Raw genomic sequence first — 23,987 nt, 5'->3', positions numbered from 1 at the left:
CGGAAGACGGGGGCCTCGGCCCCCGTTTTTTCTTGCGCGGCGGGGGCGTGCGGGCAAACCTGTGGCCCTGGAGGGATGCGATGACACGAGCGAAGACCTGCCCGACCATATCTTGCCGGAAGGCCTGTGCATGGCTGCGCTGACCCCGCCCGCGCTGCTGCGCGCAATGTTCGATGCGGCCGTGGCCGCGGCCGATCCGATGCGGGTGATCGCCGCCGCGCTGCCGCCGCGCCCGGGCGGGCGGGTGGTGGTGGTCGGTGCCGGCAAGGCCTCGGCGCGGATGGCCGAGGCGGTCGAGGCCGCCTGGGGCCCCTGCGAGGGGCTGGTCATCACCCGCTATGGCTATGGCCGGCCCTGCCGCGGCATCGAGATCGTCGAGGCGGCGCATCCGGTGCCCGACGCGGCGGGCGTCGCGGCGACGCGGCGGATGCTCGATCTGCTGGCCTCTCTGGGAGAGGCGGACTTCGTGCTGGCGCTGATCTCGGGCGGCGGCTCGGCGCTGCTGTGCGCGCCGGTGCCGGGGCTGACGCTCGCCGAGAAGCAGGCGGTGACGGCGGCGCTGCTGGCCTCGGGGGCGCCGATCGACCGGATCAACACCCTGCGCAAGCATCTGAGTGCGGTGAAGGGCGGGCAGCTCGCGGCCGCCGCCTGGCCCGCGCGGATGCTGGCGCTGGTGATTTCCGACGTGCCGGGCGACGACCTTGCCTTCATCGCCTCGGGGCCAACGGTGGGCGATGGCTCGACCGTCGAGGACGCCCGGGCGGTGCTGGCGCGCTATGGTATCGCGGTGCCGGAGGCGGTGCGCGCGGCGCTCTCGAAGGGTTCGGGGGTGATCGCGCCGGGGCATGCGCGGTTGGCGCGCACCGAAACCCGGATCGTTGCGGCGCCGTCGCAGTCGCTGGCCGCCGCGGCGGAGGTCGCGCGGGCGGCGGGCTGCGCGGTGCGGATGCTCGGCGACGCGATCGAGGGCGAGGCGGCGGTGCAGGGCGCTGCGCAGGCGGCGCTGGCGCGCCAGATCGCGGCGGCGCGGCGGCCCGGCGACCCGCCGGTGGTGCTGCTCTCGGGCGGCGAATGCACGGTGACGCTGGCGGGGGCGGATGGCCGCGGCGGGCCGAATGCGGAATTCGCGCTGGCGGCGTTGCTGGCGCTGGACGGCGCGCCGGGGATCTGGGCGATCGCCTGCGACACCGATGGCGTCGATGGCGCGGACGAGGTGGCGGGTGCGCTGATCGGGCCGGCGACGCTGGCCGAGGCGGCGGCGCGGGGGCTCGATGCGCGCGCGGCGCTTGCCCGCCACGATGCGCATGGCTTCTTCGGCGCCGCGGGGGCGCAGGTGGTGACCGGGCCGACGCTGACCAATGTCAACGATTTCCGCGCCGTGCTGATCGCCTGATCAGGGGGCGGTGACCGTCACCGGGGGGGCGAGGATCACCTCTTCGAGGTTCGCCGTGGTGCCGATCCGGTCGATCACCGCGAAAAGCCCGGGCTCGGCCAGCGGCGTCAGCACCCCGTGCCAGGTGCCGCGGCGGAAGTTGATCGCCTGCGCGCCCGAGGTGACGAAGGCGCGCGGCCGGCCCGGGCGGCCGTCCACATCGGGGGCGACGATGACGAGGAACGGGTCCGCCGTCATCGGCACGAAGGCCTGGCTGCCCTCGGGGTGGCGCTCGAGCAGATCGAAGGTATAGGGCAGGGCGCGCGGGATCGCCTTGAAGATCGAGATCCCCGGCCGGCCACCGGTCTCGGTGCCGAAATCGAGTGTCGCGCGGTCGTGGAAGCGGCCGCACATGCCGGCGTTGATGATCCGGTCGGGGGCGCCTTCGGCCTCCAGCACCTCGCCGAAGGGGGCGAAGGCCTCGGCGGTGAGGGGTTCGGTCGTGATCTGCATGTCGGGGCTCCGGTCCGGGAGGCCGGGGGCGTCGCGCCCCCGGACCCCCGCGAGGTATTTGGGCCAAGAAGAAGGAGTGGCGGGGCTTTGGGCCCCGGCCCGGTCAGCGCGAAAACGGGCCGCGCAGCCGCGCGTGGCGGTTCACGTCTTTGTAGAGCAGGTAGCGGAACGGGCCCGGCCCCGCGGCATAGCAGGCCTGCGGGCAATAGGCGCGCAGCCACATGAAATCGCCCGCCTCGACCTCGACCCAGTCCTGGTTGAGCTTGTAGACCGCCTTGCCCTCGAGCACGTAGAGCCCGTGCTCCATCACATGGGTTTCCTCGAAGGGAATGAGCCCGCCGGGCTGGAAGGTGACGACGTTGACGTGCATGTCGTGGCGCAGGTCGGTCGGGTCGACGAAGCGGGTGGTGGCCCAGCGGCCCTGGGTGTCGGGCATCGCGACCGGGGCGATCTCGCGCTCGTTCGTCACGAAGGCCTCGGGCGCGGGCAGGCCGGGCGCGCGCTCGTAGAGCTTGCGGATCCAGTGGAAGCGCAGCGGGTGGTCGGCGCCGTTCTTCACCCGCCACTCGGTGCCGGGCGGGATATAGGCATAGCCGCCCGCCGCGAGTTCGTATTCCTGCCCGTCGAGCGAGAGCCACATCTCGCCCTCGGTGACGAAGAGCACATGCTCGGCGCCGGGGTCGGCATCGGGCGCGTCCGAGCCGCCATCGGCGCCGACCTCCATCACATATTGGCTGAAGGTCTCGGAAAAGCCCGACATCGGCCGGGCGATGAGCCACAGCCGGGTGTCGGTCCAGCCCGGAAGATAGCTGGTGACGATGTCGGAGAAACAGCCTTTCGGGATCACCGCATAGGCCTCGGTGAAGATCGCGCGGCCGGTCATCAGCGCGCTTTGCGGCGGCAGGCCGCCTTTCGGGGCGTAATAGCCGGTCACGGCAGCAACTCCTTCAGGCGCAGGGTGGCGATGCGTTCGACCTGACGGCAGGCCTCGGCGAATTCGGTCTCGGCATCATGGGCGAGGCGGCTTTCGAAGGCGGCGAGGATGCCGTCCTTCGTATGGTCGCGCACGGCGATGATGAAGGGGAAGCCGAATTTCACGGTATAGGCGGTGTTCAGCGCCTCGAAGCGGGCGCGCTCGGCGTCGGTCAGCGCGTCGAGCCCGGCCGAGGCCTGCTCGGCGGTGCTTTCGGCGGTGAGCCGCTTCGCCTGCGCAAGCTTGCCGGCGAGGTCGGGGTGGGCCTGCAGCACGCCGAGACGCTCGGCGGGCGTGGCGGTGCGGAACACCCGGGCGAGCGCATGCGCCAGCCCCACCGCGCTGTCATGCGCCGGGCCGAGTTCGAGGTCATAGGCGCGCTCGGCGATCCAGGGGCTGTGCTCGAAGATGCCGCCCCAGGCTTCGACGAAGCGGGCGCGGTCCATCTGCGAGGGGCGCTCGATGCGGTGATGCGGGTGGACGGCGGCCCAGTGCCGGGCGATGTCGCCGCGGCGGGCGAACCACACGCCCTCGTGCGCCTTGGCGTAATCGAGGAAGCGCTTCAGCCCGGCCATCTTGCCCGGGCGCCCGATCAGCCGGTTGTGCAGCCCGATCGAGAACATCTTGGCGCGGCCCTCGAGCCCTTCGGCATAGAGCGTGTCGAAGCTGTCCTTCAGATACTGGAAGAACATCTCGCCCTCGATCCAGCCGGGCGAGGTGGCGAAACGCATGTCGTTCGCCTCGAGCGTGTAGGGAATCACCAGCTGGTCGCGGTCGCCCACTTCGAGCCAATAGGGCAGGTCGTCGTCATAGGTGTCCGAGATCCAGTCGAAGCCGCCTTCCTCGGCGGTCAGGCGCACGGTGTTGGCCGAGCAGCGTCCGGTGTACCAGCCGCGCGGCCGCTCGCCCACCACCTCGGTGTGGAGCCGGATCGCCTCGGCGATCTGCCGGCGTTCCTCGGCCTCGGGCATGTCCTTGTGCTCGACCCATTTCAGCCCGTGCGAGGCAATCTCCCAGCCGGCGTCCTGCATCGCGGCAAGCTGTTCGGGGTTGCGCGCAAGCGCCGTCGCGACGCCATAGATCGTCACCGGGATCTGCATCGCGGTGAACAGCCGGTGCAGCCGCCAGAACCCGGCACGGGCGCCGTATTCGTAGATCGATTCCATATTCCAGTGGCGCTGCCCGGGCCACATCGCGGCGCCGGCGACGTCCGACAGGAACGCTTCCGACGCGGCATCGCCGTGCAGGATGCAGTTCTCGCCGCCTTCTTCGTAGTTCAGCACGAGCGAGATCGCGACGCGCGCGCCGCCGGGCCATTGCGCATCGGGTGGATTGGGGCCGTAGCCGCGCATGTCGCGGGGATAGCGGATCATCTGAGCCTCCGGGAATTTTTCGGGCGCGATCAAAGGACGATTGCCGGGCGGGCGCAAGGGGGTGCTTGCCGGCGCCGGGGACGCGCGCCATAGTCGGCGCAAAGGAGAGCCGCGATGACCGGATATCTGACCACCCATGTTCTCGACACCGCGCGCGGCTGCCCGGCCGAGGGGATCCGCATCGCGCTGTTCCGCATCGAGGCGGGCGAGCGCGAGCAGATCGCCGAGGCGATGACCAACGCCGACGGGCGCACCGATGCGCCGATCCTGCCGGTGCAGGCCTTCGCGACCGGGGTCTACGAGCTGGTCTTCGAGGTCGGCGACTATCTGCGCGAAACCGGGCAGGCCGGGGCGGCGCCGCTGTTCCTCGACCATGTGCCGATCCGCTTCGGCATTTCCGAGCCCGCGGCGCATTACCATGTGCCGCTGCTGCTCTCGCCCTTCGGCTATTCGACCTATCGCGGCAGCTGATCTGACATCTGCCTGATTTTCCGGCGCCGGCGCCCGTTTGCGGGGCGCGCGTCCGAGGGGGGCGGGCTCAGGCCCGCCGAGGCTTGCGTGGGTGGGGGCGCAGGCCGATGCTGTCGGAAAAAGAACACGGGGACATGATGTTCGACTATACCTTCCTGCTCGAGTGGGCGCAGTTCGCGGTGCGCTGGCTGCATGTCGTCACCGCCATCGCCTGGATCGGGTCGTCCTTCTACTTCATCGCGCTGGACCTTGGCCTGCGGCCCGAGCCGGGCGCGCCGAAGGGGGTGACCGGGGCCGCCTGGCAGGTGCATGGCGGCGGTTTCTACCACATCCAGAAATACATGGTGGCGCCCGAGCGGATGCCCGACGAGCTGACCTGGTTCAAATGGGAAAGCTACATGACCTGGGTGTCGGGCTTTGCCATGCTGATGCTGCTTTATTGGGCGCAATCGCAGTTCTACCTGATCGACCCGCGGGTGATGGATCTGCCGACCTGGGGCGCGATCGCGATCTCGGCGGGCTCGCTGACGATCGGCTGGATCCTCTATGACCTGCTGTGCAAGTCGAAGCTCGGCGAGAACAGCACCACGCTGATGGTGCTGCTCTATGTCATCCTGGTGGCGATGGCCTGGGGCTATACGCAGGTGTTCTCGGGCCGCGCGGCGCTTTTGCACCTTGGCGCCTTCACCGCGACGATCATGACCGCGAACGTGTTCCTGATCATCATGCCGAACCAGCGCATCGTGGTGGCCGATCTGAAGGCCGGCCGCACCCCCGATCCGAAATACGGCAAGATCGCCAAGCAGCGCTCGACGCACAACAACTACCTGACGCTGCCGGTGGTGTTCCTGATGCTGTCGAACCATTACCCGCTGGCCTTCGCGAGCGAGTACAACTGGCTGATCGCCTCGCTGGTGTTCCTGATGGGGGTGACAATCCGGCACTTCTTCAACACCCATCACGCGCACAAGGGCGCGCCGTGGTGGACCTGGGGCGTGACCGTGGTGCTGTTCCTGATCTGCGTCTGGCTCTCGACCTTCACCGGCACCGGCGAGGGCGACGACACGGAAGCGGCGCTGAGCCCGATCGAGGCGCGCTTCGCGCAGGCCGCGGGCTTCGATCAGGTGACCGACATCGTTCTGGGCCGCTGCTCGATGTGCCACGCGACCGAGCCGGGCGGCTTTGACGCCATCACCCGCGCACCGAAGGGCGTGCATCTGGAGACCCCGGCGCAGATCGCGCGGGCCGCGCATCAGATCTATGTGCAGGCGGGGCTGACCCATGCCATGCCGCCGGGCAACCTGAGCTTCATGGAAGCCTCGGAGCGCAAGGTGATCCGCGACTGGTACGAGGCCGCCACCCGCGGCTGAGCCGCGCCTTACGGTCCGTTTTCGCGCCCGCCCCACCCGGGGCGGGCGTTTTGCTGTCGGCCGCAGGAGGCAGCTTTGCCGCGCTTGCGGCATCAACTGTTGCCGGCTGCCCTTGCAGCGTCCAGCCCGCGCCACTAAGACTCGGGTAAAGTTCCGCGTTCATCGTGACGCAAGACCGCAGGGAAGGCTGAGGAATGAAGGATCCGATCGACCTCTACATGAACACGCTGGTGCCGATGGTGGTCGAACAGACCTCGCGTGGCGAGCGTGCCTATGACATCTACTCGCGCCTGCTGAAGGAGCGGATCATCTTCCTCGCGGGCCCGGTGCATGACGCCATGTCGACGCTGATCTGCGCGCAGCTGCTGTTCCTCGAGGCGGAGAACCCGACCAAGGAAATCGCGATGTACATCAACAGCCCGGGCGGCGTGGTGACCTCGGGGCTGTCGATCTACGACACGATGCAGTACATCCGGCCGAAGGTCTCGACGCTCGTCATCGGCCAGGCGGCCTCGATGGGCTCGCTGCTGCTGCAGGCCGGCGAGAAGGGCATGCGCTTCTCGCTGCCGAACTCGCGCGTGATGGTGCACCAGCCCTCGGGCGGCTATCAGGGCCAGGCCACCGACATCATGATCCACGCCCAGGAGACGCAGAAGCTGAAGCGCCGCCTGAACGAGATCTACGTCAAGCACACCGGCAACGATTACGAGACCGTCGAGGCGGCGCTCGAGCGCGACAACTTCATGTCGGCCGAGGATGCGAAGGCCTGGGGCCTGATCGACGACATCCTCGAAAGCCGCGGCAAGGCCGAGGCGGAGAAGTGATCTTGCCCCGCGGCGGGGCAGGATTTTTGACATTGTGATGACCATGGGGCTGCCCTAAACTTCAGGGGCGGCCCACCAGGGACCCGCGTTCCGGGCCAGAGCAGAGGAAGACGATGGCGAACAATTCCGGCTCCGACAGCAAGAACACGCTCTATTGCTCGTTCTGCGGCAAGAGCCAGCACGAGGTGCGCAAGCTGATCGCGGGCCCGACCGTGTTCATCTGCGACGAATGCGTCGAGCTGTGCATGGACATCATCCGCGAGGAGACGAAGAGCTCGGGGCTCAAGTCGACCGACGGGGTGCCCACGCCGCGCGACATCTGCAAGGTGCTCGACGATTACGTGATCGGTCAGATGCATGCCAAGCGCGTGCTCTCGGTCGCGGTGCACAACCATTACAAGCGGCTGAACAACAGCGCGAAGTCCGACATCGAGCTGTCGAAGTCGAACATCCTGCTGATCGGCCCGACCGGCTGCGGCAAGACGCTGCTGGCGCAGACGCTGGCGCGCATCCTCGATGTGCCCTTCACCATGGCCGATGCGACGACGCTGACGGAGGCCGGCTATGTCGGCGAGGATGTCGAGAACATCATCCTGAAGCTGCTGCAGGCCAGCGAATACAACGTCGAGCGGGCGCAGCGCGGCATCGTCTACATCGACGAGGTCGACAAGATCACCCGCAAGTCGGACAACCCCTCGATCACCCGCGACGTCTCGGGCGAGGGCGTGCAGCAGGCGCTCCTGAAGATCATGGAAGGCACCGTCGCCTCCGTGCCGCCGCAGGGCGGGCGCAAGCATCCGCAGCAGGAATTCCTGCAGGTCGACACGACGAACATCCTGTTCATCTGCGGCGGCGCCTTTGCCGGCCTCGACCGGATCATCGCGCAGCGCGGCAAGGGCTCGGCGATGGGCTTCGGCGCCGCGGTCAAGGGCCCCGACGAGCGCTCGGCGGGCGAGCTCTTCAAGGAGCTGGAACCCGAGGATCTGCTGAAGTTCGGCCTGATCCCGGAATTCGTCGGCCGTCTGCCGGTGATCGCCACGCTCGAGGATCTCGATGAAGAGGCGCTGGTCACCATCCTGACCGAGCCGAAGAACGCGCTGGTGAAGCAGTATCAGCGGCTCTTCGACATCGAGGGCGTGAAGCTGAGCTTCACCCCGGATGCGCTGAGCGCCATCGCCAAGCGCGCGATCAAGCGCAAGACCGGCGCGCGCGGGCTGCGCTCGATCATGGAAGACATCCTGCTCGACACGATGTTCGAGCTGCCGGGCATGACCGGCGTGCAGGAGGTCGTGGTGAACGAGGAGGCGGTCGAGACCGCCGAGGCGAAACCGCTGCTGATCTACGCGGAAAACGCGAAGAAAGAGCCGAAGAGCGCCGGCTGAGCGCAGGGGCGGGCAAAGGCCCGCCCTTTTCGCAAGCGGCTCTGGACCTTGCCGCGCAACTGGCTATAAACGGGCAAAAGCCCGCGGAGGATGGCATGAACTTTCTGCTTCGCATTTTTACCTGGTGGAACCGGTCCCAGACCTCGGGGATCCGGCTGTTCACGGCCCGCAAGGGCGTGAAGGTGGGCGAGGACGCGGAAGGCAACGTCTATTACCAGACGGCCGACGGCAAGCGCCGCTGGGTGATCTACAACGGCGAGATCGAGGCGAGCCGGATTCCGCCGGAATGGCACGGCTGGATCCACTTCACCTGGGACGAGCCGCCGACCAAGGTCGCCGTCGCGCACAAGCCGTGGGAGCTGCCGCATCTGGCGAACCGCACCGGCACCGACGCGGCCTATGTTCCGGCGGGCTCGATTCGCCGCGACGCGCCGGTCGAGCGGCGCGATTACGAGGCCTGGCAGCCGGCCGAATGAGGCCGGGCCCGGTCGGGCATCCCTGCGGGAGAGATCATGAGCGAGAATCGCGTTGAAGTGCTGACCGGGGCGGTCGTTCTGGCCGTCGCCGTCGGTTTCCTGTTCTGGGCCGGCAAGGGGCACAGCTTCGGCACCGCCGCGGGCAGCTATCCGCTGCATGCCTCCTTCCGCTCGGTCGAGGGCGTGACGCCGGGCACCGACGTTCGCATGGCAGGCGTCAAGATCGGCACCGTCACCGATATCCGGCTCGACACCAAGACCTTCTTTGCCGACACCACGGTGGCGATCAACAAGGGCGTCGAGCTGCCCGACGATTCGCAGATCATCGTGGCCTCGGAAGGGCTGATGGGCGGTTCGTTCATCGAGATCCTCCCGGGCGGCAGCGTCGACAATTTCGCCCCGGGCGACGAGATCCTCGATACCCAAGGCGCGGTTTCGACGCTTGGCCTGCTGATGAAATTCGTCGGCGGTGGCGCGGACAAGCTGAAGGCTGCGCCCGGCACCGATGCCGGCGCCGATCCCGGGGCCGCGCAATGATCGCGCCCCTGCGCGCCGCGGTGCTGGCCCTTGCGCTTGGCGCGACGGCCGCCGTTGCGCAGGATGCCGCGAATGGCCTCGCGGAGGCGAATGGCGCGGTGCTGCGCGGGCTCGACAAGGTCTCGGCGACCTCGTCGGACATCGTGCTGTCGGTCGGCCAGACCGTCGATTTCGGCCATATCAAGGTGACGCTGAAGGAATGCCGCTATCCGGCGGATGACCCCTCGTCGAACGCCTATGCCTATCTCGTCATCACCGATCCGAATGCCGCGCAGCCGGTCTTCGAGGGCTGGATGATCGCCGACAGCCCGGCGCTTTCGGCGCTCGACCACCAGCGCTATGACGTCTGGGTCATGCGCTGCAAGACCGACTGAGCGTCTGGCACCGGCGCGGCGGTGAAATCCGCAGTGTGGCTCAGTGCCTCGGCCAGCCGGCGGCGATACTCGAGCCGGGGGATCTCGACCCCGCCCAGGCTTGCCAGATGCGGCGTCAGATATTGCGTGTCGAAGAGGGAAAAACCGCTCTGCCGCAGCCGGTCGACCGTATAGGTCAGCGCCACCTTCGAGGCATCAGGCACGCGCGAGAACATGCTCTCGCCGAAGAAGGCACCGCCCAGCGTCACCCCGAACACGCCGCCGACCAGCGCCTCGCCGCGCCAGACCTCGAGCGAATGCGCATGCCCCATCGCGAAGAGCGCATCGTAGAGGGTGAAGAGCGGGGCGTTGATCCAGGTTTCCTCGCGCGCCGCGCAGGCCTCGACCACCGCGTGAAAGGCGGTGTCGATGCGGATCTCGAAGCCGCCGCGGCGGATCGTGCGGGCAAGCGAGCGCGAGACGTGGAAACCGTCGAGCGGCAGGATGCCGCGGGCGCGGGGCTCGAACCAGAACAGCTCCGGATCGTCGCGGCTTTGCGCCATCGGGAAGATGCCCCGGGCATAGCCCGAAAGCAGCATTCCTGCCGTCAGTTCCTGCGCCATCGCATCCCCCCGCGTTGCCCCCGCACAATGGGCCGGAATCAGGGCAGGTTCAAACGGGTTCGCGCAAAGAAAAACGCCCCCTTGCGGGGGCGTCTCAGGGTCTTTGGCGGATCGCTCAGCCGTAGGTCTTCTTCAGCCACTTCTCGAGCCAGTGGATCGAGTAGTCGCCCTTCAGGATGTCGGGCTCCTGCAGCAGCGCGGTGAACAGCGGCACCGTGGTGTCGACGCCATCGACGATCAGCTCGCTCAGCGCGCGGCTGAGACGCGCCAGCGCCTCCTGCCGGTCACGCCCGTGCACGATCAGCTTGCCGATCAGGCTGTCGTAATAGGGCGGGATCTTGTAGCCGTCATAGAGTGCCGAGTCGACGCGCACGCCCAGACCGCCCGGGGCGTGATACTGGGTGATGCGGCCGGGGCAGGGGGCGAAGTTCGGCATCCGCTCGGCGTTGATCCGGACCTCGATCGCGGCGCCGCGGATCTTCAGGTCTTCCTGACGGAATTCCATCTTCTCGCCGGCTGCGACGCGGATCTGTTCGCGCACGAGATCGACGCCGAAGATCGCCTCGGTCACCGGATGTTCCACCTGCAGGCGGGTGTTCATCTCGATGAAGTAGAACTCGCCGTCCTCGAACAGGAACTCGATCGTGCCGGCGCCGGAGTAGCCGAGTTGCGCCATCGCGTCGGCGCAGATCTTGCCGATCTTGGTGCGCTGCTCGGGGGTGATGATGGGGCCGGGGGCCTCTTCCAGCACCTTCTGGTGGCGGCGCTGCAGCGAGCAGTCGCGCTCGCCCAGATGCACGGCGCGGCCCTTGCCGTCGCCGAAGACCTGGATCTCGATGTGACGCGGCTTCTGGAGATATTTCTCCATGTAGACCTCGTCATTGCCGAAGGCGGCCTTGGCCTCGGAGCGCGCGGTGCGGAAGGCGATCTCGAGGTCGGCCTCGGTCTCGGCGACCTTCATGCCACGCCCGCCGCCGCCGGCGGTGGCCTTGATGATCACCGGATAGCCGATCTCGGCCGCGGTGCGCTTGGCCTCGTCGACGTCATGCACGCCACCGGCCGAGCCCGGAACCACCGGGATGCCCAGCTTCTTCGCGGTTTCCTTGGCGGTGATCTTGTCGCCCATGATGCGGATATGTTCCGCCGAGGGGCCGATGAAGGTGATGCCGTGATCCTCGAGCACCTGCACGAAGTTCGCGTTTTCCGAAAGGAAGCCGTAGCCCGGGTGGATCGCCTGGGCGCCGGTGATCTCGCAGGCGGCGACGATTGCCGGGATCGAGAGATAGCTCTCGGAGGACGGCGGCGGCCCGATGCAGACGCTTTCGTCGGCCATGCGCACATGCATGGCGTCGGCGTCGGCGGTCGAGTGCACCGCGACCGAGGCGATCCCCATCTCGCGGCAGGCGCGGATCACCCGCAGGGCGATCTCGCCCCGGTTGGCGATCAGGATCTTGTCGAACATGGGCATGCCCTCACTCGACGATCATCAGCGCCGAGCCGTATTCGACCGGCGTGCCGTCGTCGACGAGGATGCGCTTGACCGTGCCCGAATGCGGCGCCGGGATGTGGTTCATCGTCTTCATCGCCTCGACGATCAGCAGGGTCTGGCCTTCCTTGACCGTGTCGCCGACCTTGACGAAGGCATTGGCGCCCGGTTCCGGCGCCAGATAGGCGGTGCCGACCATCGGCGAGGTCACGGCGCCGGGCAGCGAGGCCGGATCGGCATCGGCCACGGCGGCGGGGGCTGCAACCGCAACCGGCGCGGCGGCGGGGGCCGCGTAGACGGGGGCGGGGGCCGCGGCGATCACCGTCGCCTGCTTCACCACGCGCACTTCGAGGCTGTCATCCTCGCCGTATTCCCGCACAACCGAGATTTCGGTGAGGTCGTTGCTGTTCAGGAGCTCGGCGAGCGCCTGAATGAAAGCCACGTCGTTTTCATGGGATTGTTTGGTCATGCCGTCCTCAAAGGATGCTGTCAGGTTCTGGTCGGCCCGGTCGTTTGGTGCCGGGCGCCCCGGTATCAGGACCGCCTTATACGCCAGCCGGGCCGGGGAGGAAAGCGCGAACGACTGACGCGGCGGCAGGTCGGAGCCGGGCGATTTCGCCCAATTTTTCGGCGATGACGCGCCGGCTGCCTTGCGCGCGGGCAAATGCGCCCGGATGCGGCGGCGCGGCGTATTTTACCACTTGATAAAATTTTTGCCCGTGCAAGCTTGGGGACAATAACAAAGCCAGGGAGGTCCAAGGTGACCAACAGCCAGTTCACGCCCGGGGTCGCGCCCGGGCGGCTTTCGCCCGAGCGCTATGCGGCGAATTTCCAGGATGTCGCGCCGCCGCTTACCGCCCATGCGGCCGCGGTGGCGGCCGATCGGTGCTATTTCTGCCATGACGCGCCCTGCGCCACGGCCTGCCCGACGACGATCGACATTCCGCTCTTCATCCGGCAGATCGCGACCGGCACGCCCGAGGCGGCGGCGAAGACGATCTTCTCGCAGAACATCCTCGGCGGCATGTGTGCGCGCGTCTGCCCGACGGAAAACCTGTGCGAGGGCGCCTGCGTGCGGATGGAGGCCGAGGGCAAGCCGGTCGAGATCGGCCTGCTGCAGCGCTTTGCCACCGATACGCTGCTGGAGAAGCAGGGCCATCCCTTCACCGCCGGCGCCCCCACCGGGCACTCGGTCGCGGTGGTGGGCGGCGGGCCCGCGGGGCTTGCCTGCGCGCACCGTCTTGCGCTCAAGGGCCACAAGGTGACGATCTACGAGGCCAAGCCCAAGCTGGGCGGGCTCGATGAATACGGCATCGCCGCCTACAAGGCGCCCGAGGATTTCGCCGCGCGCGAGGTCGCCTGGCTGTTGCAGGTGGGCGGCATCGAGGTGGTGACGAACTGGGCGCTCGGCCGGGCGGGCGATGGCACGCTCGACGATCTTCTGGGCCGGCACGACGCCGTCTTCCTGGGCATCGGGTTGTCGGGCGTGAACGCGCTGAGCCTGCCGGGGGGCGAGCTTGCGACGCCGGCGACCGAGTTCATCGCGGCGCTGCGGCAGGCCGACGACCTTGCCAGCCTGCCGGTCGGGCGCAAGGTGGTGGTGATCGGCGGCGGCATGACCGCGGTCGATGCGGCGGTGCAGGCAAAGCTTCTGGGCGCCGAGACCTCGACCATCGTCTATCGCCGCGCGCAGGCCGAGATGCCGGCCTCGGTCCACGAGCAGGAACACGCCGCGACGCATGGCGTGCGGATCATCTGCAACGCCGCGCCGGTGGCGATCCATGCCGTCGCGGGCGGGCTCGAGGTCGAGTTCGCGCGCACCGAGACCGGCGGCGCCGGGCTGCGGATGCTCGACGACACCTTCCGGCTGAAGGCGGATCAGGTGCTCTCGGCGATCGGCCAGACGCTTGGCGCGCTGCCCGAGGGGGTGAAGACGGCCGGGCCGAAGATCGGCACTGACGGGGCAGGGCGCACGAGCCTTGCGCGGGTCTGGGCGGGCGGCGACTGCGCGCCCGCGGGCGAGGACCTGACGGTGAATGCCGTCGCGCAGGGGCGCGATGCGGCCGAAGACATCCACTCTTTCCTGATGGGGGCCTGACAGATGGCGGACCTGCGCAGCAACTTCATCGGCATCAAGTCGCCGAACCCGTTCTGGCTCGCCTCGGCGCCGCCGACCGACAAGGAATACAACGTCCGCCGCGCCTATGATGCGGGCTGGGGCGGCGTGGTGTGGAAGACCCTCGGCGCCGAGGGGCCGCCCGTCGTCAACGTCTCGGGGCCGCGCTATGGCGTGATCTATGGCGGCGACCGACGGGTGATGGGGATCAACAACATCGAGCTGATCACCGACCGCCCGCTCGAGGTCAACCTGCGCGAGATCAAGTCGGTCAAGCGCGACTATCCCGACCGTGCGCTCGTCGTGTCGCTGATGGTGCCCTGCGACGAGGAGAGCTGGAAGGCGATCCTCGCCCATGTCGAGGACACCGGCGCTGACGGGGTCGAGCTGAACTTCGGCTGCCCGCACGGCATGGCCGAGCGCGGCATGGGCTCGGCGGTGGGGCAGGTGCCCGAATACATCGAGATGGTGACCCGCTGGGTGAAGCAATATTCGCGCATGCCCTGCATCGTGAAGCTGACGCCCAACGTGACCTCGATCCTGCCGCCGGCGCTCGCCGCCAAGCGCGGCGGGGCGGATGCGGTCAGCCTGATCAACACGGTGAAATCGGTGACCTCGGTCAATCTCGACGATTTCTGCCCCGAGCCGATGATCGACGGCAAGGGCACGCATGGCGGCTATTGCGGCCCGGCGGTGAAGCCGATCGCGCTGAACATGGTGGGCGAGATCGCGCGCTATGCCGAAACCCGCGGTCTGCCGATCTCGGGCATCGGCGGCGTCACCACCTGGCGCGACGCGGCCGAGTTCCTGGCGATGGGGGCGGGCAACGTTCAGGTCTGCACCGCGGCGATGACCTATGGCTTCAAGGTGGTGCAGGAGATGATCTCGGGCCTGTCGGACTACATGGACAGGAAGGGCTTCACCTCGGTCGAGGAGATCGTCGGGCGCGCGGTGCCGAATTTCTCGGAATGGCAGCACTTGAACCTGAACCACGTCACCAAGGCGGTGATCGACCAGGAGGACTGCATCAAGTGCGGGCGCTGCTATGCCGCCTGCGAGGACACCTCGCACCAGGCGATCGCCATGGGCGAGGATCGCACCTTCACCGTGAAGGACGAGGAATGCGTCGCCTGCAACCTCTGCGTCGATGTCTGCCCGGTCGATTGCATCAGCATGAAGACCCTGCCGCTTGGCACCGTGGACCCGCGCACCGGGCGCAAGGTCGCGCCCTATGCGAACTGGACGACCCATCCGAACAACCCGGGGTCGTCGAATTACACCTGCGGCATCACCGCCGCGGAGTGACCGCGATCAGCGCGTCACGTCGAGGCTCGGCCCCGGCGTGGCGGCGCCCCTGACCTCGGCCCCGAGCGGCCAGGCGCCCTGCGGCACGACCGCGGGGCGCTCGTCTGACGGTGCGGCGGCGCCGGTCGCCTGCGCCAGCGCGACGGCGGCCCGCGTCGGATCGGCCTGCACCCCTCCGGCGGCAGCGATGTCCTCGCCCGGGCTTGCCCCGGCGGCGATGTCCTCGGCCTGCAGTCGGCCCGGGCCCGCGCGCAGCGCGGCCGCCTGTGCCTCGAGTGGCGTGACCTCGAAGGCCGGGGGCGGCCCTGTCGGCGCGTCGGGGTCCGGCGCGGCCTCGATCCGTGGCACGATGGCGGGGGCGCCGGCGCGCCCGGTCTCGCTGTCGTCGCCCCCGGGCGTGTCCGCGCCGGCCTGCCGCGACAGCAGCCGCAGCTGCGCCAGAAACTCCCTGCCACTGCCGGTGTCGACATTCGCGCTCATCCCGCCCGCGGTGTCGGCCGTGATGCTGGCCGCCTCGACCGTCGTGGCGGGGGCGGCCTTCGGTGCTGCCGGAACCAGCTGCGGCGACCAGCCGATCTGGGGCAGCATTCCGGAAATCCGGTCCATTCCAAATCTCCTCGCCCAATTCCTCCACGGAATCAGTGTGCTCCGCCGGGGTTATCCAAGCGTAAATCCGGGGCGGTATATTTTACGAATGGGTTAACGGGGCGCTCAGGGGGCGAGCAGCCGCTCGAACAGCGTGTCGAGGAAGCGGCCGGCCTCGTCGAGCGGGTCGCGCCCGGGGCCGAGCACGGCGCGCACCTGCACGTCGAAATCGGCGTAATGCTGGGTCAGCGCCCAGATCGAGAAGATCAGGTGATAGGGATCGACGGGGGCGATGCGGCCGGCCTCGGACCAGGCGCGGATCACCGCGGCCTTCTCGTCGACAAGCTCCTTCAGCTCGCTGCCCAGAAGCGCGCTCATCCGCGGCGCGCCCTGCAGCACCTCATTGGCGAAGAGGCGGCTTTCGCGCGGCATCTCGCGGCTCATCTCGAGCTTGCGGTGCATGTAGGCCATGATCTCGGCCTTGGGCTCGCCCGCCGGGTCCATCGCCCGCAGCGGCGCCAGCCAGACATCGAGCAGCCCGCTCAGCAGCTCGACATGGATCGCCTCCTTCGAGGGGAAGTAATAGAGCAGATTCGGCTTCGACAGCCCCGCCGCCTGGGCGATCTGGTCGAGCGTCGCGCCACGGAAGCCCTGCGCCGAGAACACTTCGAGCGCGGCCTCGAGGATCGTCTCGATGTTGCGGCGCTGAATGCGGGTGCGCGGACGCTGGGGCGTGATCTCGGCCAAGTTCTCTCCTCCGGATCCTCGCGGTATACTTCAGGACGCCGGGGGGTTCAACGCATCGGGTCTGCCGCGGCAAAGCCATGGACCGGAGGCGGGGGCCCCCGGTCCTGATACGGTGCTGAAACCGGCGGGCCGGATCAGAACTCGCGCCCGAGCTTGCGGTCGATCGACCAGGCGCCGCCGCCAAACGCCGCGATCAGCGCCGCTCCGGCCGCCCAGAACAGCGAGGCGAGATAGGCCTTTTCCTGCACCTGCTCGAGGAAGGCCGCGCCGCCGTCCTTGAGCAGCCGCGCCGCGCCGGCATCGGTCAGCAGCCCGGCATTGTCCTTGAGATAGGCGATGCCCTCGGCCGTGAGGAAGGCCTCGCCATAGGGGTGGGTGTAGTGGAACCAGAGCGTGATCAGCAGCATCACCGCATTCGCGAGCGCGATCGGGCGGGTCAGCAGCCCGACGGCGATCAGCATGCCGCCGAAGAACTGCATCGCGGCGAGCAGCGGCGAGAAGAGCCAGCCCGGGTGAAAGCCGAGCGCCTCGACGAAGCCCGACTGGGCGAGGGGCGCCACGATCTTCGGCCAGCCCTCGTAGATCAGCGTGCCGCCGATCACGATGCGGAACACCGCCCAGCCGGCGGGTTCGGCGATGCCGGCGTAGAACGGGGCGAGGAAGGGCAGAACCAGCCGTTCGCGGGAGAGGGGGAAGAGGTCAGCCATTTGTGCCTCCATGACACGTGTCCAGTTTTCTGACAGCCGGACTGTGCCATCGACGCGGCGCGCACACTAGGCACGCGGCGGCGCAGATCCTGTGCTGCGCCGCTCAGAAGTATCTGATTTCACTTGATCCAGATCATGGCTTCGACTGGGTCAGGACGGCGGCAGGGCGCCGATGCCGCGCAGGATGATCTCCTTGACCGAGGCCTTGGCCGCGGTCCAGTCCGCCTCGCTCAGCGGGCCGCCGTTCAGCACCTCGATCTGGTGACCGAAATCGGCGTAATGCTGGGTCGAGGCCCAGAGCATGTAGAGCAGGTGCTCGGGGTTCACCTCGGCCATCTTGCCCTCGGCGATCCAGCGCCGGATCACCGCCGCGCGCCCCGCCGTCCAGTCGCGCAGCGTGGTCTCCAGATAGTCCTGGATCACCGGCGCGCCATGCATCACCTCCGATGCCCAGACCTTCGAGCCGTTCGCATGCCGGCGCGAGATCTCGAGCTTGGCGTCGATATAGGCGCCGATGCCCTCGGCCGGGCCCGCGGCATCGTCCATCACATTCGCCGCGGTCAGCCAGATCCGGAAGATGCGCTCGACCACGGCGCGATAGAGCGCCTCCTTGGTGGCGAAATAGTAATGCAGGTTGGCCTTCGGCAGCCCCGCCATGTCGGCGATCAGCTGCATCGTCGCGCCGCCGAATCCCGCTTCGGCGAAGACGGTCTCGGCCGCCTTCAGGATCATTTCCTCGTTCGCCTTGCGGTTCGCGGTGCGGCGCCCATTTTTTGGGCGTCCGGATGCTGTCGTTTCGTTCACGGCGCCCCCTGCGGCGGAAATCTTGTTGACCGGATGGTCAGGACGTGGCTCCCTCAACCTGACCATACGGTCAGAAAAAGATTCGTCGCAAGAGGGCAAGACGCCCCGCAGTCGACAGGGAGTTCGCAAGATGTCTGCACCCGGAGAAAACCTCCGCATCAATTCCGCACGCCTGTGGGACAGCCTGATGGAGATGGCGAAGATCGGCCCCGGCGTGGCCGGCGGCAACAACCGCCAGACCCTGACCGACGCCGACGCCGAGGGCCGCGCGCTGTTCCAGAGCTGGTGCGAGGCCGCGGGCCTGACGATGGGCGTCGACAAGATGGGCACGATGTTCATGCGCCGCGAGGGCACCGAGCCCGACGCGCTTCCGGTCTATATCGGCTCGCATCTCGACACCCAGCCGACGGGCGGCAAGTATGACGGCGTGCTGGGCGTTCTGGCCGGGCTCGAGACGCTGCGCACGATGAACGATCTGGGGATCAAGACGAAGCATCCGATCGTGCTGACGAACTGGGCGAACGAGGAGGGGGCGCGCTTTGCCCCGGCGATGCTCGCCTCGGGCGTCTTCGCGGGTGTGCATACGCTCGACTATGCCTATGGCCGCAAGGATCTCGAGGGCAAGACCTATGGCGCCGAGCTTGAACGCATCGGCTGGAAGGGCGGCGAAGAGGTCGGCGCGCGCAAGATGCACGCCTATTTCGAATATCACATCGAACAGGGCCCGATCCTCGAGGCCGAGGAAAAGACGATCGGCGTCGTCACCCATTGCCAGGGGCTGTGGTGGCTCGAATTCACCCTGACCGGCAAGGAGGCGCATACCGGCTCGACCCCGATGGCGATGCGGGTGAACGCGGGCCTCGCGATGGCGCGGATCTTCGAGATGGTGCAGGAGGTGACGATGGCCGCCCAGCCGAACGCCGTGGGCGGCGTCGGGCAGGTGACCTTCTCGCCGAATTCGCGCAACGTCCTGCCCGGCACGGTGGTCTTCACCGTCGACATCCGCACCGTCGACCAGGAAAAGCTCGACGCCATGCGCGCCGCGATCGAGACCCGCGCCGCGGCGATCTGCGCCGAGCTGGGCGTCGGCTGTGCGGTCGAGGCGGTGGGCCATTTCGACCCGGTGACCTTCACCCCCGAGCTGGTGGGCCGCGTCCGCGCCGCGGCGGAAAAGCTTGGCTACAGCCACATGGACATCGTCTCGGGGGCCGGCCACGATGCCTGCTGGGCCGCCAAGGTGGCGCCGACCACGATGATCATGTGCCCCTGCGTCGATGGTCTGAGCCACAACGAGGCCGAGGAGATCAGCCCCGACTGGGCTGCCGCCGGTGCGGATGTGCTGCTGCATGCGGTGCTCGAGACGGCGGAAGTCGTCGCCTGAGAAAACGGCCGGGGGCGCCGCCCCCGGACCCCCGAGGTATTTGGGCCAAGATGAAAGCAACGGCTTTCAGGGAGCTATTCATGACCACCACAGTCATCAAGAACGGAACCATCGTCACCGCCGATCTGACCTACAAGGCGGATGTGCTGATCGAGGGCGGCAAGATCATCGGGATCGGGCCGGATCTGGCGGGCGACGAGGTGCTCGAGGCCGAGGGCTGCTATGTCATGCCCGGCGGCATCGACCCGCATACCCATCTGGAATTCCCCTTCATGGGGACCTTCTCGGCCGATGATTTCGACTATGGCACGCGCGCGGCGCTGGCGGGCGGCACGACGATGGTCGTCGATTTCGCGGTGCCGGCGCCGGGGCAGAGCCTGCTCGACGCCTACAAGGCCTGGCACAACAAGTCGGCGCGGGCGCGCTGTGACTATTCCTTCCACATGGCGGTGACCTGGTGGAGCGAGCAGGTCTTCGAGGAGATGAAGGAGGTCGTCGGCCTCGGCATCAACACCTTCAAGCATTTCATGGCCTACAAGGGCTCGCTGATGGTGAATGACGACGAGCTCTTCGCCTCGTTCAAGCGCTGTGCCGAGCTGGGGGCGATCCCGCTCGTCCATGCCGAGAACGGCGATATCGTCGCCGAGATGTCGGCGAAGCTCCTGGCCGAGGGCAACACCGGGCCCGAGGCGCATGCCTATTCGCGCCCCTCCCAGGTCGAGGGCGAAGCGACGAACCGCGCGATCATGATCGCCGACATGGCGGGTGTGCCGCTTTACGTCGTGCACACCTCCTGCGAGGAGGCGCACGAGGCGATCCGCCGCGCCAAGATGAACGGCAAGCGGGTCTGGGGCGAGCCGCTGATCCAGCATCTGACGCTTGACGAGAGCGAATATGCGAACCCCGACTGGGATCACGCCGCGGGCCGGGTGATGAGCCCCCCCTTCCGCAACAAGCGCCATCAGGACAGCCTCTGGGCCGGGCTCGCGTCCGGCACGCTGAGCTGTGTCGCCACCGACCATTGCGCCTTCACCGTCGAGCAGAAGCGCTATGGCGTCGGCGATTTCACCAAGATCCCGAACGGCACCGGGGGCCTCGAGGACCGGATGCCGGTGCTGTGGGAGAAGGGCGTGAACACCGGCCGGATCACGATGAACGAATTCGTCGCCGTGACCTCGACCAATATCGCCAAGATCCTGAACTGCTATCCGAAGAAGGGCGCGGTTCTGGTCGGCTCGGACGCTGATCTCGTGGTCTGGGACCCGAAGGCGTCGAAGGTGATCTCTGCCAAGACCCAGCAATCGGCGATCGAATACAACGTCTTCGAGGGCATCGAGGTGAATGGCCTGCCGCGCTACACGCTGTCGCGGGGGATGCTCGCCTATGCCGACGGCAAGGTGCTGGCGCCCGAGGGCCATGGCGAGTTCGTGGCGCGCGAGCCGAACGGCACGGTCAACCGCGCGCTCTCGACCTGGAAGGAGCTGACCGCGCCGCGCCCGGTCGCGCGTGCCGGCATTCCGGCTTCGGGGGTGTGATGGCGGCGATCCCGATCATCGAGGCGCGGGGCGTCGATCTCGTCTTCCAGACGAACGACGGCCCCGTGCAGGCGCTGCGCGATGTGAACCTCGAGGTCGCGAAGGGGGAGTTCGTCTCCTTCATCGGACCCTCGGGCTGCGGCAAGACCACCTTCCTGCGCTGCATCGCGGCGCTTGAAACGCCGACCGGCGGCACGCTGAAGGTGCGCGGCATGAGCGCCGACGACGCGCGCCGCGAACGCAGCTATGGCTATGTGTTCCAGGCGGCGGGGCTCTATCCGTGGCGCACCATCGCCGGCAACATCCGTCTGCCGCTGGAGATCATGGGCTATCCGAAGCCCGATCAGGAGGCGCGGGTCGAGAAGGTGCTCGAGCTGGTCGACCTCAAGGGCTTTGGCAAGAAGTTCCCCTGGCAGCTCTCGGGCGGCATGCAGCAGCGCGCCTCGATCGCGCGCGCGCTCGCTTTTGACGCCGAGATCCTGTTGATGGACGAACCCTTCGGCGCGCTCGATGAGATCGTGCGCGACCGGCTGAACGAGGAACTGCTCAAGCTGTGGTCGCGCACCGGCAAGACCATCGGCTTCGTCACCCATTCGATCCCCGAGGCGGTCTATCTGTCGACGAAGATCGTGGTGATGAGCCCGCGTCCGGGCCGGATCACCGACGTCATCGACAGCCCGTTGCCGCGCGGCGAGCGGCCGCTCGAGATCCGCGACAGCCGCGAATTCCTCGAGATTGCGCACCGCGTGCGCGAGGGGCTGCGGGCAGGGCATGCCTATGAGGTCTGAACCGCACCGCCCCCGGAGCTGGCCCCGGAGCTGCGCCGTCGCGCTGGCGGCGGTGATGGCGCTTGCCGCGCCCGCCGTGGCCGAGACCCTGGTCGATGCCTATGGGCTGGGCACCCATGCGCCCCGGCCCGAGGTCTGGACGAAGATCGACGATACGCTGTCCGTTCGCGCGCAGATCCGCGACGCGGAGGGCCGGCCGGTCGATCATGCCCGGCGTGGCGCGGTGCTGCGGCTGGGTCTTGATGCGTTTGTGCAGCCCGGTGCCGCCGACCGGCCGCTGGCCCTGAGCTGCGCGATCTCGTTTTACGACGCCGAGGGGCGGGCCGCGCCTGGCAGCGACACGGTGCCCTGTTACGCGGGGCGCCTTGCGGCGGGCACCGGCCGGTTCCGGCCGCTCGATCTTGATTTCCGCTTCCGCAACACGGCGGGCGATCCTGCCGGCACCGCGGCGGTGGTGGTGCGTGTCACCGATACCGGAACGGGCGAGGGCATCACCCTTGCGCCGACCTATCGACTTGAGGACTGAGGCCGGGCGATGAAGACCATTCTGCCGATCCTGACCGGTGTCGCCGCCATCGTCGTGCTGTGGTATGGCGCGGCGGTCTGGCTGAATTCGAAATGGGTCTATGACCAGGCGGCGCGGGCGGGCACCGAGGTGACGACCGCGCAGCTGATCTCGGAGACCATGGCGCAGGAGCGCCCGGTCCTGCCCGCGCCGCATCAGGTGCTGGCCGGGCTGTGGGACGGCGTGGCGGGGCAGAAGATCACCTCGAAACGCTCGCTCGTCTATCATGGCTGGGTCACGCTCTCGGCGACGATGGCGGGTTTCGTGCTGGGCACCGCGGCGGGGCTGATCCTGGCCATCGGCATCGTGCACAGCCGCGCCATGGACATGTCGGTGATGCCCTGGGCGATCGCCAGCCAGACCATTCCGATCCTGGCGATCGCGCCGATGGTGATCGTGGTGCTCGCCTCGCTCGGCATCAAGGGGCTGGTGCCGAAGGCGATCATCGCGGCCTATCTCAGCTTCTTCCCGATCCTTGTCGGCATGGTGAAGGGGCTGCGCGCGCCAGACGGGATGCAGCTTGACCTGCTGCGCACCTACAACACGCCGCGCGCGGCGGTGCTGTGGAAGCTGCGCCTGCCGTCCTCGATGCCCTATCTCTTCGCCTCGCTGAAGGTGGGGGTCGCGGCGGCGCTGGTCGGCACGATCGTGGCCGAGCTGCCCGCGGGCGCGACGGCGGGTCTGGGCGCGCGGCTGCTCTCGGGCAGCTATTACGGCCAGACGATCCAGATCTGGGCCGCGCTCTTTGCCGCGGCGCTGCTGGCGGCGGCGCTCGTCGCCGTGGTCGGCGCGATCGAGGCGGTGACGCTCAAACGCATGGGGATGGCACGATGAGCTGGCAGGGCTGGGCGGCACTCGCCTTCTGGATCGCGACCTCGGCGCTGAACGTGACCATTGCCAACCGCTGGGGGGGGCATCGCTGGGCACGGATCTTCGTGCCGGTGCTGTTCGGCATCACCCTGCTGGTGCTGTGGCAGGGGATGGTGATCGGGCTGGGGGTCAGCCCAGTGATCCTGCCGCCGCCCTCGATGATCGCGGCGCGCTTTGCCGAAAGCACCGGGCTGCTCTGGGGCGATTTCGCCCAGACCATCCTGAAGGGGGCGCTGGCGGGCTATGTCATCGGCTGCGGCGCGGCGGTGCTGGTGGCGATTGTCGTCGACCGCTCGCCCTTCCTGCAGCGCGGGCTGCTGCCGGTGGGCAATTTCGTCGCCGCCCTGCCGATCGTCGGCATTGCGCCGATCCTGGTGATGTGGTTCGGTTTCGACTGGCAGTCGAAGGCGGCAGTCGTGGTGGTGATGGTGTTCTTCCCGGTGCTGGTGAACATGGTCGCGGGGCTTGCCGCCACCGACGCGCTGCAGCGCGACCTGATGCAGACCTATTCCGCCACCTATCGGCAGAGCCTTCTGAAGATGCGCCTGCCGGCGGCGATGCCCTTCCTGTTCAACGGGCTGAAGATCGCCACCACGCTGGCGCTGATCGGCGCGATCGTTGCCGAATTTTTCGGCAGCCCGACGCGGGGCATGGGCTTCCGCATTTCGACCGCGGTGGGGCAACTTGATATGCCGCTCGTCTGGTCGGAGATTGCGGTGGCGGCCCTCGCCGGGTCGGGCTTCTTCGGGATGATGGTGCTGATCGAGAAGGCGGTGACCTTCTGGCACCCCTCGCAGCGCGCGAAATGAGTTTTTCAACACCGGGGAAACA

26 protein-coding genes are annotated in these 23,987 nt (G+C 68.0%); 16 read left to right on the top strand and 10 right to left on the bottom strand.

The window, feature by feature from the left end:
* Positions 1-130: 130 nt before the first annotated feature.
* The gene (locus AC0QTQ_RS12610; protein WP_480256861.1) at positions 131-1,393 is read left to right on the top strand and encodes a glycerate kinase type-2 family protein; all 1,263 of its coding nucleotides are present in this window, start codon (positions 131-133) and stop codon (positions 1,391-1,393) included.
* On the opposite strand, the gene AC0QTQ_RS12605 is transcribed toward AC0QTQ_RS12610, so the two are convergent.
* The 3 genes from AC0QTQ_RS12605 to puuE all read right to left on the bottom strand — a co-directional run bounded on the left by AC0QTQ_RS12605 (position 1,394) and on the right by puuE (position 4,231).
* Entirely contained in the window at positions 1,394-1,885 is a 492-nt protein-coding gene (locus tag AC0QTQ_RS12605; protein WP_480256860.1) for an ureidoglycolate lyase, read from the bottom strand.
* Between the two features lie 103 nt (positions 1,886-1,988).
* The gene (locus tag AC0QTQ_RS12600; RefSeq protein ID WP_121533136.1) at positions 1,989-2,819 is read right to left on the bottom strand and encodes a bifunctional allantoicase/(S)-ureidoglycine aminohydrolase; all 831 of its coding nucleotides are present in this window, start codon (positions 2,817-2,819) and stop codon (positions 1,989-1,991) included.
* Positions 2,816-4,231, bottom strand: a complete 1,416-nt coding sequence (gene puuE / locus AC0QTQ_RS12595; RefSeq protein WP_480256859.1) for an allantoinase PuuE — start codon at positions 4,229-4,231, stop codon at positions 2,816-2,818. Before puuE ends, AC0QTQ_RS12600 begins: the two co-directional genes overlap by 4 nt.
* 114 nt (positions 4,232-4,345) lie before the next feature.
* Here puuE and uraH point away from each other — a divergent pair, with 114 nt between their 5' ends.
* The 7 genes from uraH to AC0QTQ_RS12560 all read left to right on the top strand — a co-directional run bounded on the left by uraH (position 4,346) and on the right by AC0QTQ_RS12560 (position 9,665).
* Positions 4,346-4,702 carry a hydroxyisourate hydrolase gene (uraH, locus tag AC0QTQ_RS12590; protein WP_480256858.1) on the top strand — a complete coding sequence of 119 codons (357 nt, stop codon included), beginning with the start codon at positions 4,346-4,348 and terminating at the stop codon, positions 4,700-4,702.
* A 137-nt stretch (positions 4,703-4,839) separates the two neighbouring features.
* Positions 4,840-6,072 (top strand): urate hydroxylase PuuD, encoded by a 1,233-nt coding sequence (locus AC0QTQ_RS12585; protein ID WP_121533367.1) that lies wholly within the window; start codon positions 4,840-4,842, stop codon positions 6,070-6,072.
* 194 nt (positions 6,073-6,266) lie between these two features.
* Positions 6,267-6,896, top strand: coding sequence for an ATP-dependent Clp protease proteolytic subunit (locus AC0QTQ_RS12580; RefSeq protein WP_121533142.1), 630 nt, complete (start codon positions 6,267-6,269; stop codon positions 6,894-6,896).
* A 113-nt stretch (positions 6,897-7,009) separates the two neighbouring features.
* Entirely contained in the window at positions 7,010-8,278 is a 1,269-nt protein-coding gene (gene clpX, locus AC0QTQ_RS12575; protein ID WP_121533144.1) for an ATP-dependent Clp protease ATP-binding subunit ClpX, read from the top strand.
* Positions 8,279-8,373: 95 nt separating this feature from the next.
* Positions 8,374-8,754, top strand: a complete 381-nt coding sequence (locus tag AC0QTQ_RS12570) for an NADH:ubiquinone oxidoreductase subunit NDUFA12 (RefSeq protein WP_121533146.1) — start codon at positions 8,374-8,376, stop codon at positions 8,752-8,754.
* Between the two features lie 36 nt (positions 8,755-8,790).
* On the top strand, positions 8,791-9,291 hold the full coding sequence (gene mlaD / locus AC0QTQ_RS12565) for an outer membrane lipid asymmetry maintenance protein MlaD (RefSeq protein ID WP_480256857.1): 501 nt from the start codon (positions 8,791-8,793) through the stop codon (positions 9,289-9,291).
* Positions 9,288-9,665: a DUF2155 domain-containing protein gene (locus AC0QTQ_RS12560; RefSeq protein ID WP_480256856.1), complete on the top strand. Its 378-nt coding sequence runs from the start codon at positions 9,288-9,290 to the stop codon at positions 9,663-9,665. The genes mlaD and AC0QTQ_RS12560 overlap by 4 nt, the downstream gene beginning before the upstream one ends.
* Here the strand turns inward: AC0QTQ_RS12560 and aat are convergent.
* The 3 genes from aat to accB all read right to left on the bottom strand — a co-directional run bounded on the left by aat (position 9,629) and on the right by accB (position 12,222).
* Positions 9,629-10,267: a leucyl/phenylalanyl-tRNA--protein transferase gene (gene aat / locus AC0QTQ_RS12555; protein WP_480256855.1), complete on the bottom strand. Its 639-nt coding sequence runs from the start codon at positions 10,265-10,267 to the stop codon at positions 9,629-9,631. The two genes, AC0QTQ_RS12560 and aat, sit on opposite strands and share 37 nt — an antisense overlap.
* A 115-nt stretch (positions 10,268-10,382) precedes the next feature.
* On the bottom strand, positions 10,383-11,729 hold the full coding sequence (gene accC / locus AC0QTQ_RS12550) for an acetyl-CoA carboxylase biotin carboxylase subunit (protein WP_121533154.1): 1,347 nt from the start codon (positions 11,727-11,729) through the stop codon (positions 10,383-10,385).
* Positions 11,730-11,739: 10 nt separating this feature from the next.
* A complete protein-coding gene (gene accB, locus AC0QTQ_RS12545) occupies positions 11,740-12,222 on the bottom strand; it encodes an acetyl-CoA carboxylase biotin carboxyl carrier protein (RefSeq protein WP_480256854.1) in 483 nt (160 codons plus the stop codon).
* A 291-nt stretch (positions 12,223-12,513) separates the two neighbouring features.
* On the opposite strand from accB, the gene AC0QTQ_RS12540 reads away from it, so the two are divergent.
* Both AC0QTQ_RS12540 and preA read left to right on the top strand, forming a co-directional pair.
* Positions 12,514-13,851 carry an NAD(P)-dependent oxidoreductase gene (locus tag AC0QTQ_RS12540; RefSeq protein ID WP_480256853.1) on the top strand — a complete coding sequence of 446 codons (1,338 nt, stop codon included), beginning with the start codon at positions 12,514-12,516 and terminating at the stop codon, positions 13,849-13,851.
* A gap of 3 nt (positions 13,852-13,854) precedes the next feature.
* Complete coding sequence (gene preA / locus AC0QTQ_RS12535) at positions 13,855-15,174, top strand: NAD-dependent dihydropyrimidine dehydrogenase subunit PreA (RefSeq protein WP_480256852.1); 1,320 nt, start codon at positions 13,855-13,857, stop codon at positions 15,172-15,174.
* Positions 15,175-15,180: 6 nt separating this feature from the next.
* On the opposite strand, the gene AC0QTQ_RS12530 is transcribed toward preA, so the two are convergent.
* The 4 genes from AC0QTQ_RS12530 to AC0QTQ_RS12515 form a co-directional block, all read right to left on the bottom strand.
* Positions 15,181-15,780, bottom strand: coding sequence for a hypothetical protein (locus AC0QTQ_RS12530; RefSeq protein ID WP_480256851.1), 600 nt, complete (start codon positions 15,778-15,780; stop codon positions 15,181-15,183).
* A gap of 105 nt (positions 15,781-15,885) precedes the next feature.
* On the bottom strand, positions 15,886-16,497 hold the full coding sequence (locus AC0QTQ_RS12525) for a TetR family transcriptional regulator C-terminal domain-containing protein (protein WP_480259229.1): 612 nt from the start codon (positions 16,495-16,497) through the stop codon (positions 15,886-15,888).
* A 143-nt stretch (positions 16,498-16,640) separates the two neighbouring features.
* Positions 16,641-17,213, bottom strand: a complete 573-nt coding sequence (locus AC0QTQ_RS12520; protein WP_480256850.1) for a DoxX family protein — start codon at positions 17,211-17,213, stop codon at positions 16,641-16,643.
* Positions 17,214-17,363: 150 nt separating this feature from the next.
* Positions 17,364-17,945 carry a TetR/AcrR family transcriptional regulator gene (locus AC0QTQ_RS12515; RefSeq protein WP_121533166.1) on the bottom strand — a complete coding sequence of 194 codons (582 nt, stop codon included), beginning with the start codon at positions 17,943-17,945 and terminating at the stop codon, positions 17,364-17,366.
* 202 nt (positions 17,946-18,147) lie between these two features.
* On the opposite strand from AC0QTQ_RS12515, the gene AC0QTQ_RS12510 reads away from it, so the two are divergent.
* From AC0QTQ_RS12510 to AC0QTQ_RS12485, 6 genes are all read left to right on the top strand, one after another.
* Positions 18,148-19,398 (top strand): Zn-dependent hydrolase, encoded by a 1,251-nt coding sequence (locus AC0QTQ_RS12510; protein ID WP_480256849.1) that lies wholly within the window; start codon positions 18,148-18,150, stop codon positions 19,396-19,398.
* An 80-nt stretch (positions 19,399-19,478) separates the two neighbouring features.
* Positions 19,479-20,933 (top strand): dihydropyrimidinase, encoded by a 1,455-nt coding sequence (gene hydA, locus AC0QTQ_RS12505; RefSeq protein WP_480256848.1) that lies wholly within the window; start codon positions 19,479-19,481, stop codon positions 20,931-20,933.
* Positions 20,933-21,721 (top strand): ABC transporter ATP-binding protein, encoded by a 789-nt coding sequence (locus AC0QTQ_RS12500; protein WP_121533172.1) that lies wholly within the window; start codon positions 20,933-20,935, stop codon positions 21,719-21,721. The genes hydA and AC0QTQ_RS12500 overlap by 1 nt, the downstream gene beginning before the upstream one ends.
* Complete coding sequence (locus AC0QTQ_RS12495; RefSeq protein WP_480256847.1) at positions 21,711-22,247, top strand: hypothetical protein; 537 nt, start codon at positions 21,711-21,713, stop codon at positions 22,245-22,247. The genes AC0QTQ_RS12500 and AC0QTQ_RS12495 overlap by 11 nt, the downstream gene beginning before the upstream one ends.
* A gap of 9 nt (positions 22,248-22,256) precedes the next feature.
* Positions 22,257-23,120, top strand: coding sequence for an ABC transporter permease (locus AC0QTQ_RS12490; protein ID WP_480256846.1), 864 nt, complete (start codon positions 22,257-22,259; stop codon positions 23,118-23,120).
* On the top strand, positions 23,117-23,965 hold the full coding sequence (locus AC0QTQ_RS12485) for an ABC transporter permease (protein ID WP_480256845.1): 849 nt from the start codon (positions 23,117-23,119) through the stop codon (positions 23,963-23,965). The genes AC0QTQ_RS12490 and AC0QTQ_RS12485 overlap by 4 nt, the downstream gene beginning before the upstream one ends.
* Positions 23,966-23,987 lie beyond the last annotated feature (22 nt).

It is taken from the genome of Paenirhodobacter sp. YD-8 (genome assembly GCF_056590935.1).
Note: the sequence above shows the minus strand (reverse complement) of the source record. Positions and strands in the feature narration are given on the sequence as shown.

What these genes read in the sequence shown, in the direction of transcription:
- AC0QTQ_RS12510 (WP_480256849.1), top strand. Translation starts at nt 18,148, where the DNA reads ATGTCTGCACCCGGAGAAAACCTCCGCATCAATTCCGCACGCCTGTGG.
- AC0QTQ_RS12585 (WP_121533367.1), top strand. Translation starts at nt 4,840, where the DNA reads ATGTTCGACTATACCTTCCTGCTCGAGTGGGCGCAGTTCGCGGTGCGC.
- AC0QTQ_RS12485 (WP_480256845.1), top strand. Translation starts at nt 23,117, where the DNA reads ATGAGCTGGCAGGGCTGGGCGGCACTCGCCTTCTGGATCGCGACCTCG.
- AC0QTQ_RS12495 (WP_480256847.1), top strand. Translation starts at nt 21,711, where the DNA reads ATGAGGTCTGAACCGCACCGCCCCCGGAGCTGGCCCCGGAGCTGCGCC.
- AC0QTQ_RS12520 (WP_480256850.1), bottom strand. Translation starts at nt 17,213, where the DNA reads ATGGCTGACCTCTTCCCCCTCTCCCGCGAACGGCTGGTTCTGCCCTTC.
- AC0QTQ_RS12580 (WP_121533142.1), top strand. Translation starts at nt 6,267, where the DNA reads ATGAAGGATCCGATCGACCTCTACATGAACACGCTGGTGCCGATGGTG.
- AC0QTQ_RS12570 (WP_121533146.1), top strand. Translation starts at nt 8,374, where the DNA reads ATGAACTTTCTGCTTCGCATTTTTACCTGGTGGAACCGGTCCCAGACC.
- hydA (WP_480256848.1), top strand. Translation starts at nt 19,479, where the DNA reads ATGACCACCACAGTCATCAAGAACGGAACCATCGTCACCGCCGATCTG.
- AC0QTQ_RS12605 (WP_480256860.1), bottom strand. Translation starts at nt 1,885, where the DNA reads ATGCAGATCACGACCGAACCCCTCACCGCCGAGGCCTTCGCCCCCTTC.
- AC0QTQ_RS12490 (WP_480256846.1), top strand. Translation starts at nt 22,257, where the DNA reads ATGAAGACCATTCTGCCGATCCTGACCGGTGTCGCCGCCATCGTCGTG.
- AC0QTQ_RS12500 (WP_121533172.1), top strand. Translation starts at nt 20,933, where the DNA reads ATGGCGGCGATCCCGATCATCGAGGCGCGGGGCGTCGATCTCGTCTTC.
- clpX (WP_121533144.1), top strand. Translation starts at nt 7,010, where the DNA reads ATGGCGAACAATTCCGGCTCCGACAGCAAGAACACGCTCTATTGCTCG.
- AC0QTQ_RS12610 (WP_480256861.1), top strand. Translation starts at nt 131, where the DNA reads ATGGCTGCGCTGACCCCGCCCGCGCTGCTGCGCGCAATGTTCGATGCG.
- aat (WP_480256855.1), bottom strand. Translation starts at nt 10,267, where the DNA reads ATGGCGCAGGAACTGACGGCAGGAATGCTGCTTTCGGGCTATGCCCGG.
- AC0QTQ_RS12530 (WP_480256851.1), bottom strand. Translation starts at nt 15,780, where the DNA reads ATGGACCGGATTTCCGGAATGCTGCCCCAGATCGGCTGGTCGCCGCAG.
- puuE (WP_480256859.1), bottom strand. Translation starts at nt 4,231, where the DNA reads ATGATCCGCTATCCCCGCGACATGCGCGGCTACGGCCCCAATCCACCC.
- accC (WP_121533154.1), bottom strand. Translation starts at nt 11,729, where the DNA reads ATGTTCGACAAGATCCTGATCGCCAACCGGGGCGAGATCGCCCTGCGG.
- uraH (WP_480256858.1), top strand. Translation starts at nt 4,346, where the DNA reads ATGACCGGATATCTGACCACCCATGTTCTCGACACCGCGCGCGGCTGC.
- accB (WP_480256854.1), bottom strand. Translation starts at nt 12,222, where the DNA reads ATGACCAAACAATCCCATGAAAACGACGTGGCTTTCATTCAGGCGCTC.
- AC0QTQ_RS12560 (WP_480256856.1), top strand. Translation starts at nt 9,288, where the DNA reads ATGATCGCGCCCCTGCGCGCCGCGGTGCTGGCCCTTGCGCTTGGCGCG.
- mlaD (WP_480256857.1), top strand. Translation starts at nt 8,791, where the DNA reads ATGAGCGAGAATCGCGTTGAAGTGCTGACCGGGGCGGTCGTTCTGGCC.
- AC0QTQ_RS12515 (WP_121533166.1), bottom strand. Translation starts at nt 17,945, where the DNA reads ATGATCCTGAAGGCGGCCGAGACCGTCTTCGCCGAAGCGGGATTCGGC.
- preA (WP_480256852.1), top strand. Translation starts at nt 13,855, where the DNA reads ATGGCGGACCTGCGCAGCAACTTCATCGGCATCAAGTCGCCGAACCCG.